This window comes from Thalassobellus citreus, from assembly GCF_044385915.1.
GTDB lineage: Bacteria > Bacteroidota > Bacteroidia > Flavobacteriales > Flavobacteriaceae > Thalassobellus > Thalassobellus citreus.
This window is the reverse complement of record NZ_JBISCC010000126.1, coordinates 15,521-34,651: the sequence shown is the minus strand read 5'-3', so window position 1 is coordinate 34,651 and position 19,131 is coordinate 15,521. Positions and strand designations below refer to the sequence as shown.

Below are 19,131 nucleotides of genomic sequence, written 5' to 3'. Positions count from 1 at the left end.
TAATTTACTAGAAGTATAAATAAGGTTTTGTCATTTCGACTTTAGGAGAAATCACACGAGTAGCTAAGTTTTTAAACATCCACTTGCGGGGATTATAGGGGTGTTTTTCAAATAATGAGAAATGTTTTTTTTGCAAATGGCAAGCCACCGCGCTATTCGTTACTAGTTTTGGCTCGATGCACGCCTCGCCAAAAGCTAACCACTACTATCGCTTTTGCATCTATCTGCCAATTAAATTTTGTCCTAAATATTAGGTGTATTTGTTATAATCATAACTTTTTTAAGGAGTTGGTTTTTCGTGAGAAGGATTGTAGCGATATCCTTTTTGCTTTTTTTTGTAAAAGATAAAGCGTAATCATGAATAAAGCTTGTTTGCCATTATTCAAGGCAACTCACCCTAATAATTCTGAACCAATGATTTTGTAATACGTACCGATGCTATTTTTGAAGCAATAATGCCTAAAACGGTAATAGTTAAGAATACAATAATAAAGTTTTCAATTTTTATGGTAACAGGATAAGCAAGAGATGGGGTTATCATAACCAAATTAAACCCTTTTTGAAGTAAAGTGATTATTAAAGCAACTCCTAAACCTATAAAGCCGCCAATAATACTCATTAAACTTCCTTGGTAAAAGAAAATTTTACGAATATCGGCTACTGTGGCACCAATATTAAAAAGCGTATTAAGGCTTTTCTTTTTATCTAACATCATCATTATTAAAGAGCCTATAACGTTAAAAAAAGCAATAATTAATACGAGTGTAAATATTAAATAAACAGCTAAATTTTCTGTGTTTAGCATTTTGTAAAGCGCATCATTTAACTGTGCTTTATTTTTTATAATAAAATTTTCGCCTAAAACAGTTTGAATTTTTTGTTTTACAACAGTTTCATCGGCACCTAGTTTAAGCTTAAACTCTATACCGCTTATTTGGTTTGGTTTGTAGTTTAGTAAACGTTGTGTTAAATCTATAGGCGCAAAAAGATAAGAGTCATCTAGTTTTTCGTTAACAGAAAAAATACCCACATTAAGTGTGTTAACAGTGCTAACAGCGTTTTTATTAAATTTTATTTGTCCTTTTCCTGGTTTTGGAACATAAATGGTAACATGTTTAGCATAGTCTAAAACACCCATAGATAAGTTGTGTGCAATACCATAACCCACCATTATTTGGTTTGACTTTTGATCAATCCAACTACCATATTCTATAACAGAATCAATATTTACTACTTTTTGAAAATGTTCGTCTACGCCTTTTACAATAGCGGGGTAGTTTTTGCCATCAAAAGTAACGATGGCACGTTCTTCAATAACTTTAGAATATAAAATAATGTCTTCTATATCATTAAGTTTAGCCGTTTTGTCTTCAGTTAAAATAAACGACTTTCCAACCGTTGTTTCTGCTTTTAAATCAGGATCTACAATACTTGAAAATTGTAAAGTAAAATCTTTTAAACCTGCAAAGCCAGAGAGGACTATAAATAAGGATGCAGCACCTAAAATAATACCTATTACAGCAATAATGGTTATAAAATTAATAGCATTATTACTGCTTTTAGAGCGTAAATAACGTTTTGCTATATATAATGATAGATTCAATTACGATTTTTTTCTTTTATCAAGTAAATTGGAGTCTTTTATTGGGTTTTCTTTTCCCTTTAACGATTTGTCTATTTGATCGATGTACTCTAAAGAATCGTCAATAAAAAATTCTAATCGCGGCATGCGTCTTAATTGATTTTTAGTACGCTGTGCTATTTCATGCTTAATTAGTGGCGCATTAGATTTTATGCCTTCAATAAGTTCTGCGCCTTTATTGTTAGGAAAAATACTTAAATATACTTTAGCAACCGACAAATCGACGGTTACTTTTACTTTAGATACTGATATTAAAATACCATGCATACCGCCTTGTGTAGCAGCGCCTTGTAGCACTTCTACTAAATCGCGTTGTAAAACCGATGCTATTTTTTTTTGTCTTTGACTTTCTTCTAAGTTGCTCATTGTGTCTACCTATTTATAGGTTTAGAATGCAAAAATAACGGATATTTAAAGATTATCTTGCTTTTGGATGTGTTTTTCGTATTTTGATGTAGAATTTAAAGATTTTAGTCTTCAAGGAAAAATAAAATTTAATGAATAAAATTGAACATATAGGTATTGCTGTTAAGAACATTGACGATTCTAATGAATTGTTTGGCAAATTATTTGGAAAACCACACTATAAAACAGAAGCTGTTGAAAGTGAAGGTGTAAAAACATCCTTCTTTAAGGTAGGCAATAATAAAATTGAATTATTAGAAGCTACAAGTGAAGATAGTCCTATTGCAAAATTCCTCAATAAGATAGGAGAAGGTGTTCATCATATTGCTTTTGATGTAGACGATATTGAAGCAGAAGTAAAGCGTTTAAAAAAAGAAGGGTTTATGGTTTTAAACGAGAAGCCTAAAAAAGGTGCTGATAATAAGTTAGTTGTATTCTTGCATCCTAAGTCAACAAATGGCGTACTTATAGAGCTTTGCCAAGAAATTATTTTAAATAAATAATTTCTTGTAGAGTTTTAAAATTAATATTAGATTTGCACTCCAATTTGGGTCCCATAGCTCAGTTGGTTAGAGCACCTGACTCATAATCAGGTGGTCCTTGGTTCGAGCCCAAGTGGGACCACGTCAATAAAGATAGGCCTTTCAAGAAATTGAAAGGTTTTCTTTTTTTACACCAGTACAACATCTGTACAACAATTGGTCTTTCTTTTGTTTTCATTTATTCTTATCTTTAGGATGTGGAACGATTAGGTGAAATATTAGCTAGTTTATTATATCAAAGCAGAAGGGAATTTAAACTTCTCAGGCTAAGACATGGCTTGTTAACAACAAACAAACTTTCTGTTTTCGTTTTAATATTATTTTGCATATTACCATTAACACTTTATTTTTTTATCTCTACTATCACTTATTCTTTGATACAAATTATTGCAAGCTATCTTTTTGTTACATTATTATTTAGTTTGTCATTATTGTTTGTGATTACTTGGTTCAAATCCGAAGTATTGTTCAAAAGTAATATACAAGGTTTTTCTTTTTTGAAGTTGTCTTTGTCAGGAATCGATACCGTTTTTTTTGGTTTTGACAGTAATGATGTTGAGAACCTTTTGAGGTTAATCAATGGACTTCCTGTAGTGCAAAAAATAGTAATAAGAGAAACCCCAAAGAATAAACAATCTGGAAATATTCGTTTTTTATTTACTTTTTTGGATTTGATAGTTCGTGGAGGGATCTTTAGGATGGAAACAAAACCCAAAGAGTCCTTAAATATCCTTTTATTGGAACGTTTTACGTTTGAACACTCCGAAATCAATCTAAATACATTGCCTTCAAGTTATTCCAAATGGTGTTCTGCGACCCATGAAGGCCGTTATGATGATATTCGAAAGGACATTTCAAAAGCGTTGGGTATCTCATAATATTTCAATTTTATGTTTATCTCAATTATGCTTATGTGTGTAATTATGAAGAATAGGGATATACATTAGAAACTATTTTAAATGTATCTATTATGGCATTGGACGGGTTATGACCAAAATAATGTAAAAGAGTTATCAAGGAGGCTCATAAACAATTTGCAGATGTATTGGAATTTACCAAGAATTTAGTTCTCCATGAATAAGTTGATTTTTTGACAAATTAAGAAAGTTACTTTCAATAAATAAGAATAAAGAACAGCAGATACATTCAAATCTTTCCAGAAGAAATAAGTTTTAAGCTATCTAGGCGAATTTTGGTAGAACGTTTTGAGACACTATAAAAGCAATAGTTTTACAAGAAAAATTACCTAACTATGGTTTGGGGGTAAAACTGAATAAATCCATCACTTTTATATTCCAATCGAACACGTTTTTTAATTATAAGTGATTAGGGATAGTCTAAGATCTATACAATTAATTTTAAAAGGAACCTATAAACACTTATTTCATTAAACACACGATTAACCGTCTACCGAATCTGTTATTAATTGATATTCAAAAAATCAACTTAATATATTAACCTTTGTTAGTTAGGTTCATTAAGAAAAAATATAAAAGAAACAATTCTGCTAACCTTTTTATTTTAAAAATATTTATTTAAAGCTAAAAAAAACACATAAATCGTGAACAAATATGTTGTATTACTAAATATTGGGCTTTTTTTTGTGAGTTGTAAAACCCTTTCTATTCAAAACGAGCAACAAAGCATTACAACACAAAACCTACAACTCGGAACGGTGGGAGAGCAAAAAGGATTTGTTTTAGAACAAGATTATAATAGTATTGCGTTACCCAAATACGAACAACCCATCAAAATTCGAGTACATTTAGTACCTTTTAGTAAATCCACTTTTAAAGCCTATAAAAAAGCAAAAACCTTTCAGAATGGGGATGTCATATTGAATTATATAGATTCGGTAAAAACGAAGCCAACATTTTTAAAAATAGAGATAGCGGATCGTATCGCTGTTTTAAACGCCCTAAATAATCAAGTAAATAAGGATGTCTTGCTGTTTTTAAAAAACAGGACTCAAGCCCATTTAGTAACTTCCATTTCAACGGTTTTTAATCAGGAGTTAACAGAGGCTTTAAGACATGCAGAAGAAGTGTATTTAGAGACATCAGGAATTAATAACTATGTATTAAAAACATATAAAGATAAGAAGCAACAACGTATTATTTTATTTGAAGAAGGCGTCATGTTTGCTTATCAAACCTCAAATGCCTGTTGGAAAGAAAATGATGCCCACCAATTACAACTGGTTGATCTTGTAGAAAGCAATGATTCATGCCCAAGTAAAGCATCTCGTTCAGCTAAAGAAAAAAAGAAAAAAATCAATTACAATAAATTTTAGATATGAAATATTTAAGATTAATAATGCTACTTGGATTAGTCTTTAGTTGTAGTGATATTATAGAAGTCGTTAATATTTCTGATGATACAGTACGTGTTTTAGCACCAACCAATGGGGTTTTATTGGATGAAGGAAATATGACCTTTACTTGGAAGCTTGTAGAGGATGCTGACACCTATCACCTACAAATAGCAACTCCTGATTTTGAAACAGCCCAACAAATAATAACAGACACTATGGTGTCAAACACCTATTTTAATAAAACATTAGATGCAGGCACTTACCAGTGGCAGGTACGTGCAGAAAACTCAGGATACCAAACAGGATATACCTCTCAAAAATTCACCTTATTACCTTTAGAACCTATAGATATTTCTAACGAGACTGTTAGTCTTATAGCACCTATAGATAACGCTACTTTTTCAACTTCAGATTCCATAACTTTTACTTGGGAAGCTGTTGATTATACCAGTGAATATGTTTTACAAATAGTTACCCCCAATTTTGAGAACCCTATTGAAGTGATAGAAAGCAAAACGACTATAAGCACTCATTTTTCAGTTTCAAATTTGAGTAAAAAAACGTATGAATTTCGTGTAAAAGCAAAGAATACTGGATTTGAAACGGATTATACCACAATTGGGTTTACTGTAAACGAATAAATTTAGGCATTAGCATTGAAAAGTAATATAAAGACAAACCTGTTATTGGTAGCGGTATTCGCTGTTTGGGGGATTATAGGCTTTAAAATGGTGTCTGCCTTAGATTCTGATACATCAAAAATAGAATTACAGGATACTAAGGTATTATTTACTCCCAAAGAAGACATAGGTATTGAAAGTTTTACTATTGAACCCTTAGAGCGTGACCCGTTTTTAGGGACTATGCGCATGAAAAAAGAAAAGCATATGACCTCTAAAGAAAGCAAACCAAAACAGCAGGTGGTTTGGATGCCAATCATTTATCATGGAACCGTTTCAAAACAAGGCAGCAAGGATAAAATATGTGTGTTATCTATAAATGGACACCAACAGATATTAAAAGTAGGACAAGAAGTGAATGCGGTAAAATTGATAAAGGCGACGAATTCAGAAATCATAGTGCGGTATAAAGGCAAACGAAAAACCATTGTTAAAACATGAAAGCGCAAATGGTAAAAGCAGGAGCGTTACAACTCACCATGTTTATAGTCGTTGTTATAGCTTTATTACTAACGGCATTCCTTATTTTAGTACATACCCATAAGCGTTTTAATATACAAACCGATTTTGTTTTAGAAACCATCGATACGGCTAATGAAGGTATTGATTATGTGCTTCAAAACGATGTAAGACTCAATGATACTTTACTTGTTGATTTACACGATGAAGATTATAAAACATTAAAAGTCCATTGTGATTATTGGGGACTCTTTAAAAAGGTAGTGACTTTATCAAAGGTAAAAAATAGGCGTTTTAAAAAAGTCGCTTTAATAGGAGGGGTTCAACCAGATCAGAACAGAATAGCATTGTATGTTGAAGACCAAAATAGACCTTTTGTTGTCGTTGGAAACACAAAGGTACAAGGTCTGGCTTATTTGCCAAAGCAAGGCGTCAGAACAGGTTATATTTCAGGCCATTCGTACTATGGAAGTCAACTTATTTATGGAGCTACTCGAACCAGTAGCACACTTCCTAAACCATTAAAAGAAACCCTAGAGCAAATTGAAACGATCCATAAAAACATCAATGCTATAGACCCCAATCAGTATTTAGATTTGAGTAAAAGGCGAACACATCAAAATTCGTTTTTTAATCCATTACAGGTTGTTTATAGTCCTACAGACCTTCAATTATCAGGCGTATCACTTGCGGGACATATTCTAATACAATCGAAAACCAAAATAACTATTGATGCCACATCAAACCTTAAGGATGTTGTTTTAATCGCGCCTAAAATTGACATTAAAAGCGGAACAAAGGGAAGATTTCAGGCTCTAGCAACCAAAGCCATAACGATAGGCAAAAATTGCGATTTTGAATATCCATCAGCATTCATTTTAAATGAAGACAAAAAGAGTCACTTATCCATGAATAAGATAAGCAACACGAATGAAACCGCTTTTATAAAGATCCATAAAGGTACTAACATAAAAGGGGTTATTCTTTACCTAGGGGATACAAAAAATTATAAAGCACAGGTCTTTATTGATAAAAATGTTACCGTTACAGGCGAACTATATTGCAATAAAAATTTAGAATTATTGGGGACAGTACATGGAGGTGTTTTTACATCCAATTTTGTAGCCAATCAATCGGGGTCTTCGTATCAAAACCATCTTTATAATGGCACCATTTTAACAGATGAGTTACCACAAGAATATGTTGGTTTGGCTTATGAAAAAACTAAAAAGGGGGTTTTAAAATGGCTATACTAAAAAAAGTAAAAGCATCGACTCTCATGGAGACTTTAGTTGCAACCGTTTTAATTATGGTCGTGTTTATGATTTCTAGTATGATTTTAAACAATCTGTTTTCAAATACTATAAAAAATAATACCAGGACGATTGATGCGTATTTAAATGAATTGGAATATTTATATAGGCATAAAAAACTGGTAGTTCCCTATCAAGATTATTATAAAGATTGGCAAATTTCTGTTGAAATTAGTGCCACCAAAGATTCTAAAACAATACTATTCGAAGCTTTGAACAGGCATACGAATAAAAACATAAAAAAGACAATACGTGCAGATAAAAACTAAAACAAGAGCCTTTACGATAAGCGAAATGTTGGTGGTTTTAATACTAACGAGCGTGGTCGTTGGGTTGGCTTTTTCTGTATTGACATTAGTGCAAAAACATATGGCAGTCATACAAACTAATTTTGTTAAAAACACCGAACTTAATAAACTGGAACAGTCCTTATGGTTGGACTTTAATCGATATTCCAAAATTGAATATGATGCTTTAGAAGCAGACTTGAAATTTACAAATGAAATAGATTCGGTAACCTATCAATTTCATGACACTTCTATTATTAAAGAAACAGACACTTTTCATATTAAAATGCGGCGTAAAATTTTGTTTTTTGATGGGGATATTATAGAAAAAGGCCTGTTAGATGCCTTGAAATTCGAAACGTCAAAAACCATGCAAAATCAACCGCTTTTTATCTTTAAACAAAATGACGCAACATCTTTTATAAACTAATGGCATTTAATTTAGACAACATAGTAAAACAACAAACTATTTTAAAGGAGACCTCAGAAAGCACCTCTTTTTTAAAAAAGGAAATAGTGTTGTTTAACGCCCCCTTTTCAAATAAAATAAAAGAAGATTTCTATGCTGAGTTAAGTGTTCTTTTAAAAGCAGGAATACCATTAAAAGACGGGCTGGATCTGATTCAAAACTCACAAAAGAAAAAACAAAACAAAGCAGTATTGCGTATTATATCTGATGATATTGTTTCAGGAGAAAACCTCTCGAACGCTTTAAAAGCACATAAGCAATTCTCAAATTACGAATATTATTCCATAAAAATAGGTGAAGAAACAGGGACGTTATATCAAGTAACAGAACAATTAGGACGTTTTTTTGCTAGAAAAAATGAACAACAAAGAAACCTTATTAGTGCACTTACATACCCCATTATTATTTTAAGTACGGCTGTTTTGGTAGTTGCTTTTATGTTGCGATTTGTAGTGCCTATGTTTCAAGATATTTTCAAACAGCAAAACGTAGAATTACCTGCCATTACAACGTTTATTATAAGTGTTTCGGAATTTCTAGGTCGCTATGGATGGTTACTGGTTTTGATTATAGTGGCAATGATCGCCTCAAAGACGTTTTTAAATAAAAAAAAGTGGTTTAAACAATTAAAAGACACGTTTGTTTTAAAACTGCCCTTTATAGGTCCTTTTGTAAAAGCCATTTACTTGTCGCAGTTTACACAAGCGGTGTCCTTACTTACGGCTTCCAAAGTACCCGTGGTTAATAGTATTCAATTAGTAAAACAAATGATTGATTTTTATCCTTTACAGTCGGCTTTAGAAACGGTAGAGCAACATATTTTAAAAGGACTCTCATTAAGTACCAGTATGAGTCATCATAAACTTTTTGATGATAAAATGATCGCCCTTGTTAAAGTCGCAGAAGAAACCAATCAAACCGAATTTATTTTTGATAGGCTTAATATGCAATACAACACACAGGTACAACAGCAGTCAAAAATGCTGTCTACTATTATGGAACCCTTTATAATTCTTATAGTAGGTGTGCTTGTAGGTGTTATTCTTATTGCGATGTACCTGCCAATGTTTAAGCTAAGTAGTGTTTTGGGATAAAAACACTATTAAAAATGAATAAAAAACTTAATAAATATGACTTTACTTTTTAAACTTAAAAAACGCTCTCAAAAGAAAATAGCGGCTTACAACCTACAAGAAATTTTAATTGTACTGGTTATTATAGGCATTTTATTGCTTTTAGCATTGCCTAACTTAATGCCTTTAATTAGTAAAGCTAAAAGTATTGAAGCACAAACCCAGCTAAAATATATCTATAACTCGCAAACCAGTTACAGGTATATGTATTCTAAATACTCAGGAGATTTAAATGAGATCGATTTTACACCTCCAAAAACAGTCAAAGAAGATGGGACTGGAAATTATGTTTACGAAGTATTAAACGCAAATAATAATGCTTTTAAAGTAAGAGCTACAGCCATTACGGATTTTGATGGCGATGGTATTTTTAACATTTGGGAGATTGATGAAAATGGAAACCCCAAACAAATCGTAAAAGACTAATGCTCATTATTTTTATAAAAATATTATTGATAATAACCTTCGGGGTTATTTTTTTCCAAGATATGAAAGCACGTCAAGTCTATTGGTTTTTGTTTCCAATAGTCGGTGTCTGTATGGGCGTATTGTATTTCTTAAAAACCCTTCCAGAGTTATTTTTAGCATCCGTTCTAATGAATTTAGTGTTTGTTTCTATACTTTTAGGAGTTATTTTTTTATACGCCAAACTCAAGCTTAAAACAAACCTTAAAGATGTTATAGGATTAGGCGATGCGCTGCTTTTCCTTTTTCTCATATTTGGGTGTGCCAACATAAGCTTTGTAATTATTTTAACCTGTGCTCTTATTTTTTCATTGTTATTACATATGGTGGTGTCTAAAGAGCAAAACCAAGAAACAGTACCACTGGCGGGTTATGTCAGTTTGTTTTTTGGAATAATTTATATCGGTTTTTGGTTAGGAATTATTGATTCATTGTATCAAATATAGATTATGACGAAAACAGATTTTAATATAGAAACCACCCTGGTACAACTAATAAGTAGTGAACAGGCCTATCATTACCATATTATTCCAATTAAGGCTACAAATGATTGTTTTACTTTTAAATCTGATAATCCATCTCAAGCCCTTAAACAAGAGTTGCAAGTTGTTTTAGGAAAAGAGATTAAACTGCTTTCTGAAACCCCAGAAAACATTCAACAATACCTTGCTACAAATTTTAGAAAGCAAACAGGCGATACCAAAGAAGATTTACATTATACTGCCGATTTTCTTGAAAAATTACTACTAACTGCTAAAAATATTGGGAGCAGCGATATTCATTTTGAACCTTACGAACAGAGATGTAGAGTACGCTATCGTATAGATGGTAAATTAAAAGAGCAGTTTATGATTGCTTTAAGCGCATACCCTGTAATCATTAATAAACTAAAAATAAAAGCAGGCTTAGATATTTCAGAAAAACGCTTACCTCAAGATGGGCGTATGACTATAAAAACAACTACTGATGAATTTGATATTCGGGTGTCAAGCCTACCAACTTTACACGGAGAAAAAATAGTACTGCGTATATTAAGTAAAGATGCCGATCACATTCAATTAGATGATTTAGGCTTTACTAAAAAAGAACTGAGCATTTATAAGGAAACCACAAAAAAACCGAATGGTATTGTGCTTATTTCTGGACCCACAGGCTCTGGAAAAACAACGACCTTGTATGCCACTTTAAAATTACTAAACGATGATAAAACCAATATTGTTACCATTGAAGACCCTATAGAATACACCTTAGAAGGCGTCAATCAAGTACAGCTTAAAGAAAATATAGGACTCGATTTTGCCAGTACACTGCGTACCTTTTTGAGACAAGACCCTGATGTTATTATGGTGGGTGAAATTCGCGATGTTAAAACGGCTAATATGGCTATTAGAGCTGCTTTAACAGGGCATTTGGTGTTATCTACAGTACATACCAATTCAGCATGGGCGACCGTTTCTAGATTAATAGACATGGGTATCCCTGCCTTTTTAATAGCCAGCACCTTAAATGTTAGTGTGGCACAACGACTCGTAAGAAAGCTGTGCCCCAATTGCAAACAAGAAGTGCCTATAGAAAAAAAGGTGTTCCCGGAACACTTTGAAGTCCCTAAAAATCTAGCAACACATTTTGTTGCTGTGGGCTGCAATAGCTGTTACCATACAGGCTACCAAGGTAGAAAGGCTATTTACGAAATAATCCCTATTACCAAAGAGCTAATCACGCATATTAAGCATAACGATTTAGAAATTGACAGCTATCTTAAAGAAAGAGACATTAAAACCTTAAAAACCAATGCTATTGATTTAGTGAGACAGGGTATAACTTCCATTGAAGAGGTCTATGCTTTACTCATTGATTAAGTTTTAAGCAATTCAATAAAGAAAAAAAATGAAAAAAAAGCTCTATATCATATTCCTTTTGGCTTTCTATTTGGGCCATGCTCAACAAGATCATGTCCGCATTCAAACGATTAAAAATCAACTAGACATTTTAGCTATAGATAATGCAGGCTTAACCGAACAAGTAAAAACTGAGATTAGTGTTAGTAATATTACATTGTCTAATTTTTTATTAGCAGTTTCTAATGTTCATAAAGTCAATTTAAACCTTGCTCCAGATTTAAACCAGATAAGTATAGTTAACAATTTTTCTAATGTCACAGTTGCCGATTTGTTAGTGTTTTTATGTAAAGAATATGATTTAACTATAGATTTTACGGGTAATATTCTTTCTATAAAAAAATATGTGCCTCCCATTGAAAAACCAAAAGAACATATCATTCCTATTTCGTATTTACCTCATGACAATGTGATTACTATAGATGCCAAAGGAGACAAATTATACGATGTTTTTAAACGGATTATGGACGAAAGCGGAAAGAATTTAGTTTTCGCTCCTGGTATGGGAAATAAATTAGTGACTTCCTACATAAAAGAAATGCCCTTTGATTCGGCAATCGATAAATTAGCTTTAGCAAACCACATGTATGTTGAGAAAACAAAAGATGGTTTTTATGTGTTTGAGGATGACACCCCTTCAAACAATACTAATGCTACATACAAAAATAACAGAAGAAATAATACCAATTACAAAATTTTAGATGTTGATAAAAAACTTCTGGAGGTCAACTTTGTAAACACGCCTATTTCAGAGATTATTAATATTATAGGAACAGAATTGAATATAAACAGCTTTACCGCGACACCACTAGATAAAGCAGGAAGCGTTACTTTTAAAACTAAGTCTATAACCTTTGATGCATTACTGGTTAAAATATTTGAATCGCAAACAGGCTCAACTCCAGTGATTCCTATTAATAATAATAATATAAACGGCGATAGAAATAATACAAACCAAAACACTTTTACGTCTAATACCGTGCCATCTTTTACTTTTAAAAAAGAAGGCAATACTTATTTTTTCGGAACAGAAAACCAATTAAGTGTTCGGTCTGTAGAAATTATTCATTTACAACATCGTTCTGTAGAATTATTATCAGATCCCTCAGGAGGCGGAAATAGAACTGTAGGAAGAACGAATCGTAATCAAAATAGTTATGGTAATAATAGCAACACTAATTATACCAATCAATATGGAAATTCTAATTCTGGAAATTCTAGAACCAATAGAGAATCTGTAAACTTTAATACACAAAGCAATTTTAGTAATTCTGGAACTAAAGCAGAAGCCTTACTAAGTATTCTGCCAGATAACATAAAACAAGACTTAGATGTTAAAATAGATTATGAACTCAATAGCTTTTATGTAATGGGGTCTAGTTCTAAAATAGAACGTTTCAAAGCGTTTATCAAAAAAATTGACAAACCAGTGCCTGTAATTCTTATTGAAGTCATGCTTTTAGAGGTGAATAGAAATTCTACTATAGAGGCAGGAGTCAGTTGGGGTATTGGAGATAAAGCAGTAGAAACATCAGGAAGTATCTATCCAGAAACCAATTTAATATTAGGCGCAAAAACCATTAATAAAGTCCTTAATGGCTTTGATGGGTTTGGTCATGTCAACATTGGTAAGGTGGTGCCTAACTTTTTTGCAACTATTAAAGCGATGGAATCTAACGGCAACATAAAAATCCGTTCTACGCCTAAATTGTCTACATTAAATGGGCATAAAGCAACTTTTTCTAACGGACAAACCTCTTATTATGCCGTCACGCAACGAAATATCTATGGCACTGACAATCCGCAAACATCAGAAATCACGAATTATGAACCCATTGACGCAGAGCTAGGCTTAACGATAAAACCAATGGTTTCTGGGGATGGTCAAGTGACCCTTGATATTTTTGTAGTTCAATCTAGCTTCGGATTACGTATTGCCGAAGATGCGCCACCAGATTTAAGTTCACGAGAGTTTAGCTCCATCATTCGTGTACAAGACCAAGATATTGTAGTATTAGGAGGTTTAGAAGAACAAGTTAAAAACGATTCAGGTTCTGGGGTCCCCTTTTTAGCTCGAATTCCAATTATTAAATGGTTGTTTAGCCAACGTAAGCGTGAGGACTCCAAAGCAAAACTCACTGTACTCATAAAACCTACCGTAATTTATTAATGATTAACCCGTTGAAAACATATCTGACATATGGAAATCGCTTTTGTGGCGTTGAGCATACTACGCAAAAAGGAGAAGACATCATATATACTACTGTTTTAAAAAAGACGAAAAAGGAACTTGATATTGAACAAGCCTTTAAGGCAACTTCAATAGATGATTTAGTTTCTAAACTACAAAAAAAGCAAGCTGTATGTTTTATTATTAATAATGATCATGTGCTTACCAAACGCATAGAAAGTAAACAAACAGATCGCTCTAAACTTGTTTATAATGCCTTTCCTAATATCAATCTTGAAGATTTTTTCTATGAAGTATTTACGCAAGAAAACATACAGTTTATATCTATTTGTAGAAAAGCTTATGTAGAAACATTGATAGAAAAATATAATGAGCAGGGGCTTTCTATTATTAATATCTCTTTTGGAAACACGCTTGTTTCAAGTGTATTTAATTACATCCAGTCTAAATCTATTTTAACATCAAATGCACGTATTAGTATTAAAAATAAGCATATCATTTCCATTGAAAAAGCAGACTTAGAACAAGACACCAATTATGATATTAACGGATTGCAAATAAGTAATAATCATCTATTAGCAACATCAGGAGCATTACATACGGTTCTAGGCAATTTCTATGCGACAAGCAATTTTGAAGAATTAAAGCAATCTCTTAAAAACGGTTATGCGCAAACGCGATTTTTTACGCAATTTTTAAAATTTGGATTGGTCTTTATTTTAGCATGTTTACTCATCAATTTTTTTGTTTTTAACCATTATTTTGAAGCTGTTAATGAGTTACAACAAACCTCACAAGTCAATCAAACGACTAAGAAAAAACTATTAGAACTTAACGAAAGTGTTACTAAATCTCAAAAAATGGTAGATGATATGCTTAAAGGGAGCGCTTCAAAAAGTTCCTTTTATGTCAATGCCATTATTCAAAGCTTGCCAAGTACGATATTGCTGTCTGAGTTAAACTACCAACCACTGCTAAAGCCTATTAAAAACGAAAAACCGATAGAAATAGACATTAAGACCATTTTGCTTTCTGGAGAAACCAATCATAGTGAAGCTTTTTCAAAATGGATAGCAAATTTAGAGGCTATAAATTGGATACAAAAAGTTGAAATTTTAAATTATGAAGACCGTTCAAAATTACGTTCTAATTTTAGCTTAAAACTGATTATAAAGGATGACTAAAAAAACTAAAATTATAGTACTACTTGTTGGGTTCGTTTTAGCATTATTGCTTTGCTATCAGCTTGCTATATCAAAAACAGTTGCTTTAAAAAAGGAATACCATATTTTAAAACAGCAAGACCTTTTATTTGAAGCTTCACCCAAGCAAGTGTCTCTTTTAAAACAAAAGCAAGAGTATTATGATGGCTTGCTTTCTAAATACCAACTCCATGGAAGTTCTGTTCAAAACAATCTATTAAAAACTATTAATACGTTTGCTGATAGTGCCAATCTAAAGGTTGTAAGTTTTTTAGAGCCCCACACCATTAATAAAAATGAATTAAAAATAAGTACCTATCAATTTACCATTGAAGGCACTTATAATGCTATTTTAAAGCTCATTCATACATTAGAACAAGACACGAAGTTTGGGGAAATAACCAATCTACATTTTGAAAAGAAAACCAATTTTAGAACAGGAAAATATTATTTACAGGCAAGTGTCTTATTGAAGCGTTTTGGATAGGATATTTTCTATTACTCGAGTATAGCTTCTCTTTTAAATTGAACAGAGTTCCCCAAGACTTTGTTTCTGGGGTTTCTTTTGAAATTGTCATTCCTATGTAATCGCAATATTTAGGAATTCATTATTATAAAAAGCGTTGTCCTTTAATAAATGAGACAGGATCTGTAAAGAGCTATTGCTAAACAAATGAGAAAACCGCTTTGTCATTTGCTGAATTAAAAAAAACACTAGTTCGTGTATAGCGACAGTTATTTTTAAATATACTCCATTGTTTCATCCTGCTTAAGTATTTACAAAATTATACTCATTTTCGCCGATTAAAACTCATTAAAAAACTTCCAAAAAAATGAAAAAATTAAATTTACCGTTAGTACTTATTGTTTTAATTTTCTTGCCTTTTATAAGTTTGGGTCAAGGGATTGACGGCACCACATATCCAGGGAACGGCACTACGTATTACGGCTTAAATGTAGGGGTTGGAGGATCTAATAGTACACACTTTGGAGAAAATGCAGGACGTATTTCTACAGCAAAATACAATACTTTTTTAGGAAATAATGCGGGGTATTCTAACACGACTGGAACTTATAATCTTTTTGTGGGATATAATTCTGGCTATAACAATATGTCTGGAGGAGAAAATGTTTTTTTAGGTAATGGTTCTGGTCGGGGTAACATCTCTGGGCAAAATAATGTTTTTGTAGGTAGTAGTTCAGGTACTACTAATACAACTGGTAGACGAAATGTTTTTGTTGGGCACCAATCAGGAAGAAGAAATACAGAAGGTATCTATAATACGTTTCTTGGTGCTGGTGCAGGAGCCAATAACATATCGGCGCATTATAATGTTTTTATAGGCACCTTTTCTGGTAGCTATAACACGGTTGGTAGCAGAAATGTTTTCAATGGTTATTACTCTGGTTTTAGTAACACCACAGGTTATGAAAATGTTTTTACGGGATCTCATTCGGGTGTGATGAATACAGAAGGACGGTATAACATATTTACCGGTTACAAATCTGGAACAAACAACACAACGGGAAATTCTAATATTTTTATTGGTGCAAGTTCAGGAATAAGTAATTCTACTGGTGAAGGAAACATTATTATTGGGCATCTTGCAGGTGCTAAAATGATTTCTGGTTCAAAAAATGTGTTTATAGGACATAATGCGGGAAGATATGAATTAGGTAGTAACAGATTATATATTGATAATAGCAGTACTCGTACACCTTTAATATATGGACAATTTGATACGGATCAAGTAGGTATCAATACCAATGATATTCCTGCGGGGTATTCATTGGCCGTTAAAGGTAAAATGATTACCGAAGAGGTTAAAGTTAAACTGTATGCTAGTGGTTGGCCTGATTATGTATTCAATAAAAACTACCATTTACCAACATTAAAAGACGTAGAAAACCACATCAAAGAAAAAGGGCATTTAAAAAATATTCCTTCAGCAAAAGAAGTAGCCGAAAATGGAATTCTATTAGGAGACATGAATGCAAAGCTTCTTCAAAAAATAGAAGAACTTACACTGTACACCATTGAACAGGAGAAAAAACTTCAAACTCAAGAAAAACAATTAAAAGAACAAGAAAAAACGAATCAAGAATTACAAGCTCGTCTTTTAAAAATTGAAAAACTTTTATTAAACCAACAACCTGTAACTAGCAATTAGTAATCCCCACTGAAAACGATATTCAATATGAACAAACTAGCATTACCATTGTCCTTAATTGCCATAGCAGCAAGTGTTTTTTCTTTTTTTTACTTACAATCAAACTCGGAGTTAGTCTATGTAGACGTGAATAAGCTTATGGATGGTTACCAGCGTACTAAAATAGTAAAAGCCCAATTTGAAGAAAAAGCAAAAATACTTAAAGCAAATGTAGATAGTTTAATGGTTGATTGGCAAAATGAGATAAAGAGTTATGAAAAGGAGCGCTCTAAAATGAGCAAAAAAGAGTTAGAATTAAAACAAGAATTGTTAGGTAATAAACAGCAACAAATAAACAATTACCAACAAGCCATACAAAAGCAAATACAGGAAGAAGATAAAAAATCGACCCAAACCGTTATTAACGATATTAATGATTACATAAAAGAGTACGGTAAAAAGCACCATTATAAAATCATATTTGGTGCTAGTGGTGGCGGAAACATCATGTATGCCGAAGATGTAACAAATTTAACTCAAGATGTATTAAACGGACTCAATGCAGAATTTGAAGGTAAATAGAATTTCAGCGAAAGCGGGAATCTCATTGTTGTTGTTGTTGTTGTGCTTAATGCTACTTTTTAGCTGCAACCAAAATACCTTCGACAACGAAACCGCTTTGTTAGACTTTATAAAAGATGAAACCAATGGTTACACCCAACACAAAACCGTTAATGGAGTTGAATATACATTAACCTACCGTCCAACTGATGCTCTAGTAAACCAAGAACTAGGCGATAGTATTACTAAAAGTAAGGTAGAAGCATTAAGAAGTAAGTATAAAAAATATATGTATTTCAATTTGAGTATGAGCCAAAATAATAAAGAACTATTAAGCTCTGCTCCAAAAAACAGAAATGAATTTGGAGCTATGGTAAATCAACTGACTTTTGGTATGAATGAAAAGGTGCATATGTACACGTCAACTAAAGACACTTTAGAAATGGTAGATTTTGTATACCCACGTATGTATGGCATAAGTAAGGCCACAACCATCATGTTTGTATACCCCAGAGACCAAAAAGCATTAAAAAATGAGCATGTAAATTTTACTATAGAAGATTTGGGTTTGTATACGGGTGAAGTAAAATTTAAGATACTAACCCAAAAATTAATTAATGAACCAAATTTAAAAATATAAACGGGCATTATTAAAATGAACGAATTGAAATAAACTATTAATGCAAATTATTTGAGGACTTTCAGAATGAAGGTTAAAACCCATACTAATAAATTATGAAACACAAACAATCTATTAAAAGTGTCCTGCTAATAACAGTTATTATGTTATGCATGTTAATACCAACGACTATACAAGCTCAAAAAACTAAAGCAGTATTAACATTCAAAAATGGTACTGTTAAAACAGGATTAGGAAAGCTTTTAGGTGGAAATAAGATAAAATTTAGAGTTAATAAAAATAGAAAAGCAACTAAATATGATTTTAATCTTTTAAAACAGGTCAAAATATATAATCAAACAGATATTATCACATATGTATCTGTAAAAATAAAAGATAAAGAAAAACCAAATATCTTAGAACAAGTAGTGTTAGGACGGGTAACACTATATCAAAAAACTTCAATGGGTTACAATCCAGGTATGGGAGGTGTTGGATTTGGAGGTACTGGTTTTTCAACAGGTTACTCTTATAATATTAATAATTTTTATGTTAAAAAAGAAGGAGATACAGAGGCCTTTCATTTGGGATCAAACCAACTTTTTACAAAAAATTTTAAACAAGCCGCGTCTGACTATTTTAAGGACTGTCCTTTATTAGTTAAGAAAATACAAAACAGAACATTTAAGAAAAAAGATTTAAGAGCCATTGTAGAATTTTACAATAATGAATGTCACTAATATTTAATGGTTATTCCGAAAGAGAAAGCATTGGTTGTTGAGTAAAGTCTAAATAAACAAT

General features: G+C 32.1%; 21 protein-coding genes and 1 tRNA gene. 20 read left to right on the top strand and 2 right to left on the bottom strand.

Features of this window, described 5'->3' with window-relative positions:
• Nucleotides 1–397: 397 nt before the first annotated feature.
• Both ACH5TX_RS12660 and rbfA read right to left on the bottom strand, forming a co-directional pair.
• Nucleotides 398–1,603 (bottom strand): ABC transporter permease, encoded by a 1,206-nt coding sequence (locus ACH5TX_RS12660; protein WP_439339864.1) that lies wholly within the window; start codon nucleotides 1,601–1,603, stop codon nucleotides 398–400.
• The gene (gene rbfA / locus ACH5TX_RS12655) at nucleotides 1,604–2,008 is read right to left on the bottom strand and encodes a 30S ribosome-binding factor RbfA (protein ID WP_439336249.1); all 405 of its coding nucleotides are present in this window, start codon (nucleotides 2,006–2,008) and stop codon (nucleotides 1,604–1,606) included.
• 131 nt (nucleotides 2,009–2,139) lie between these two features.
• Here rbfA and mce point away from each other — a divergent pair, with 131 nt between their 5' ends.
• The 20 genes from mce (at nucleotide 2,140) to ACH5TX_RS12555 (ending at nucleotide 19,070) form a co-directional block, all read left to right on the top strand.
• Nucleotides 2,140–2,550 carry a methylmalonyl-CoA epimerase gene (mce, locus tag ACH5TX_RS12650; RefSeq protein WP_439339863.1) on the top strand — a complete coding sequence of 137 codons (411 nt, stop codon included), beginning with the start codon at nucleotides 2,140–2,142 and terminating at the stop codon, nucleotides 2,548–2,550.
• 47 nt (nucleotides 2,551–2,597) lie between these two features.
• Nucleotides 2,598–2,671: transfer RNA gene (locus ACH5TX_RS12645), tRNA-Ile, on the top strand.
• A gap of 115 nt (nucleotides 2,672–2,786) precedes the next feature.
• Nucleotides 2,787–3,467: a hypothetical protein gene (locus ACH5TX_RS12640; RefSeq protein ID WP_439339862.1), complete on the top strand. Its 681-nt coding sequence runs from the start codon at nucleotides 2,787–2,789 to the stop codon at nucleotides 3,465–3,467.
• A 683-nt stretch (nucleotides 3,468–4,150) separates the two neighbouring features.
• Entirely contained in the window at nucleotides 4,151–4,882 is a 732-nt protein-coding gene (locus ACH5TX_RS12635) for a hypothetical protein (protein WP_439339861.1), read from the top strand.
• 2 nt (nucleotides 4,883–4,884) lie between these two features.
• Nucleotides 4,885–5,544 (top strand): fibronectin type III domain-containing protein, encoded by a 660-nt coding sequence (locus tag ACH5TX_RS12630; protein ID WP_439339860.1) that lies wholly within the window; start codon nucleotides 4,885–4,887, stop codon nucleotides 5,542–5,544.
• A gap of 15 nt (nucleotides 5,545–5,559) precedes the next feature.
• Entirely contained in the window at nucleotides 5,560–6,024 is a 465-nt protein-coding gene (locus ACH5TX_RS12625) for a hypothetical protein (protein WP_439339859.1), read from the top strand.
• Nucleotides 6,021–7,298, top strand: a complete 1,278-nt coding sequence (locus ACH5TX_RS12620) for a hypothetical protein (RefSeq protein ID WP_439339858.1) — start codon at nucleotides 6,021–6,023, stop codon at nucleotides 7,296–7,298. Before ACH5TX_RS12625 ends, ACH5TX_RS12620 begins: the two co-directional genes overlap by 4 nt.
• Nucleotides 7,286–7,624, top strand: a complete 339-nt coding sequence (locus tag ACH5TX_RS12615) for a hypothetical protein (protein ID WP_439339857.1) — start codon at nucleotides 7,286–7,288, stop codon at nucleotides 7,622–7,624. Before ACH5TX_RS12620 ends, ACH5TX_RS12615 begins: the two co-directional genes overlap by 13 nt.
• 100 nt (nucleotides 7,625–7,724) lie before the next feature.
• A complete protein-coding gene (locus ACH5TX_RS12610) occupies nucleotides 7,725–8,072 on the top strand; it encodes a hypothetical protein (protein ID WP_439339856.1) in 348 nt (115 codons plus the stop codon).
• Nucleotides 8,072–9,205, top strand: coding sequence for a type II secretion system F family protein (locus ACH5TX_RS12605; protein WP_439339855.1), 1,134 nt, complete (start codon nucleotides 8,072–8,074; stop codon nucleotides 9,203–9,205). The genes ACH5TX_RS12610 and ACH5TX_RS12605 overlap by 1 nt, the downstream gene beginning before the upstream one ends.
• Nucleotides 9,206–9,241: 36 nt before the next feature.
• Nucleotides 9,242–9,670 carry a prepilin-type N-terminal cleavage/methylation domain-containing protein gene (locus ACH5TX_RS12600; RefSeq protein WP_439339854.1) on the top strand — a complete coding sequence of 143 codons (429 nt, stop codon included), beginning with the start codon at nucleotides 9,242–9,244 and terminating at the stop codon, nucleotides 9,668–9,670.
• Between the two features lie 62 nt (nucleotides 9,671–9,732).
• The gene (locus ACH5TX_RS12595) at nucleotides 9,733–10,155 is read left to right on the top strand and encodes a hypothetical protein (RefSeq protein ID WP_439339853.1); all 423 of its coding nucleotides are present in this window, start codon (nucleotides 9,733–9,735) and stop codon (nucleotides 10,153–10,155) included.
• 3 nt (nucleotides 10,156–10,158) lie between these two features.
• A complete protein-coding gene (locus tag ACH5TX_RS12590; protein WP_439339852.1) occupies nucleotides 10,159–11,568 on the top strand; it encodes a GspE/PulE family protein in 1,410 nt (469 codons plus the stop codon).
• A gap of 28 nt (nucleotides 11,569–11,596) precedes the next feature.
• Entirely contained in the window at nucleotides 11,597–13,777 is a 2,181-nt protein-coding gene (locus ACH5TX_RS12585; protein WP_439339851.1) for a type II secretion system protein GspD, read from the top strand.
• Between the two features lie 11 nt (nucleotides 13,778–13,788).
• The gene (locus ACH5TX_RS12580) at nucleotides 13,789–14,982 is read left to right on the top strand and encodes a PilN family protein (RefSeq protein ID WP_439339850.1); all 1,194 of its coding nucleotides are present in this window, start codon (nucleotides 13,789–13,791) and stop codon (nucleotides 14,980–14,982) included.
• Nucleotides 14,975–15,487: a hypothetical protein gene (locus tag ACH5TX_RS12575; protein ID WP_439339849.1), complete on the top strand. Its 513-nt coding sequence runs from the start codon at nucleotides 14,975–14,977 to the stop codon at nucleotides 15,485–15,487. Before ACH5TX_RS12580 ends, ACH5TX_RS12575 begins: the two co-directional genes overlap by 8 nt.
• A 346-nt stretch (nucleotides 15,488–15,833) precedes the next feature.
• Nucleotides 15,834–17,171, top strand: coding sequence for a PilN family protein (locus ACH5TX_RS12570; protein ID WP_439339848.1), 1,338 nt, complete (start codon nucleotides 15,834–15,836; stop codon nucleotides 17,169–17,171).
• Between the two features lie 27 nt (nucleotides 17,172–17,198).
• The gene (locus ACH5TX_RS12565; RefSeq protein WP_439339847.1) at nucleotides 17,199–17,732 is read left to right on the top strand and encodes an OmpH/Skp family outer membrane protein; all 534 of its coding nucleotides are present in this window, start codon (nucleotides 17,199–17,201) and stop codon (nucleotides 17,730–17,732) included.
• The gene (locus tag ACH5TX_RS12560) at nucleotides 17,710–18,351 is read left to right on the top strand and encodes a ubiquitin family protein (protein ID WP_439339846.1); all 642 of its coding nucleotides are present in this window, start codon (nucleotides 17,710–17,712) and stop codon (nucleotides 18,349–18,351) included. The genes ACH5TX_RS12565 and ACH5TX_RS12560 overlap by 23 nt, the downstream gene beginning before the upstream one ends.
• Nucleotides 18,352–18,446: 95 nt before the next feature.
• The gene (locus ACH5TX_RS12555) at nucleotides 18,447–19,070 is read left to right on the top strand and encodes a hypothetical protein (RefSeq protein WP_439339845.1); all 624 of its coding nucleotides are present in this window, start codon (nucleotides 18,447–18,449) and stop codon (nucleotides 19,068–19,070) included.
• The last annotated feature ends 61 nt before the right edge of the window (nucleotides 19,071–19,131 follow it).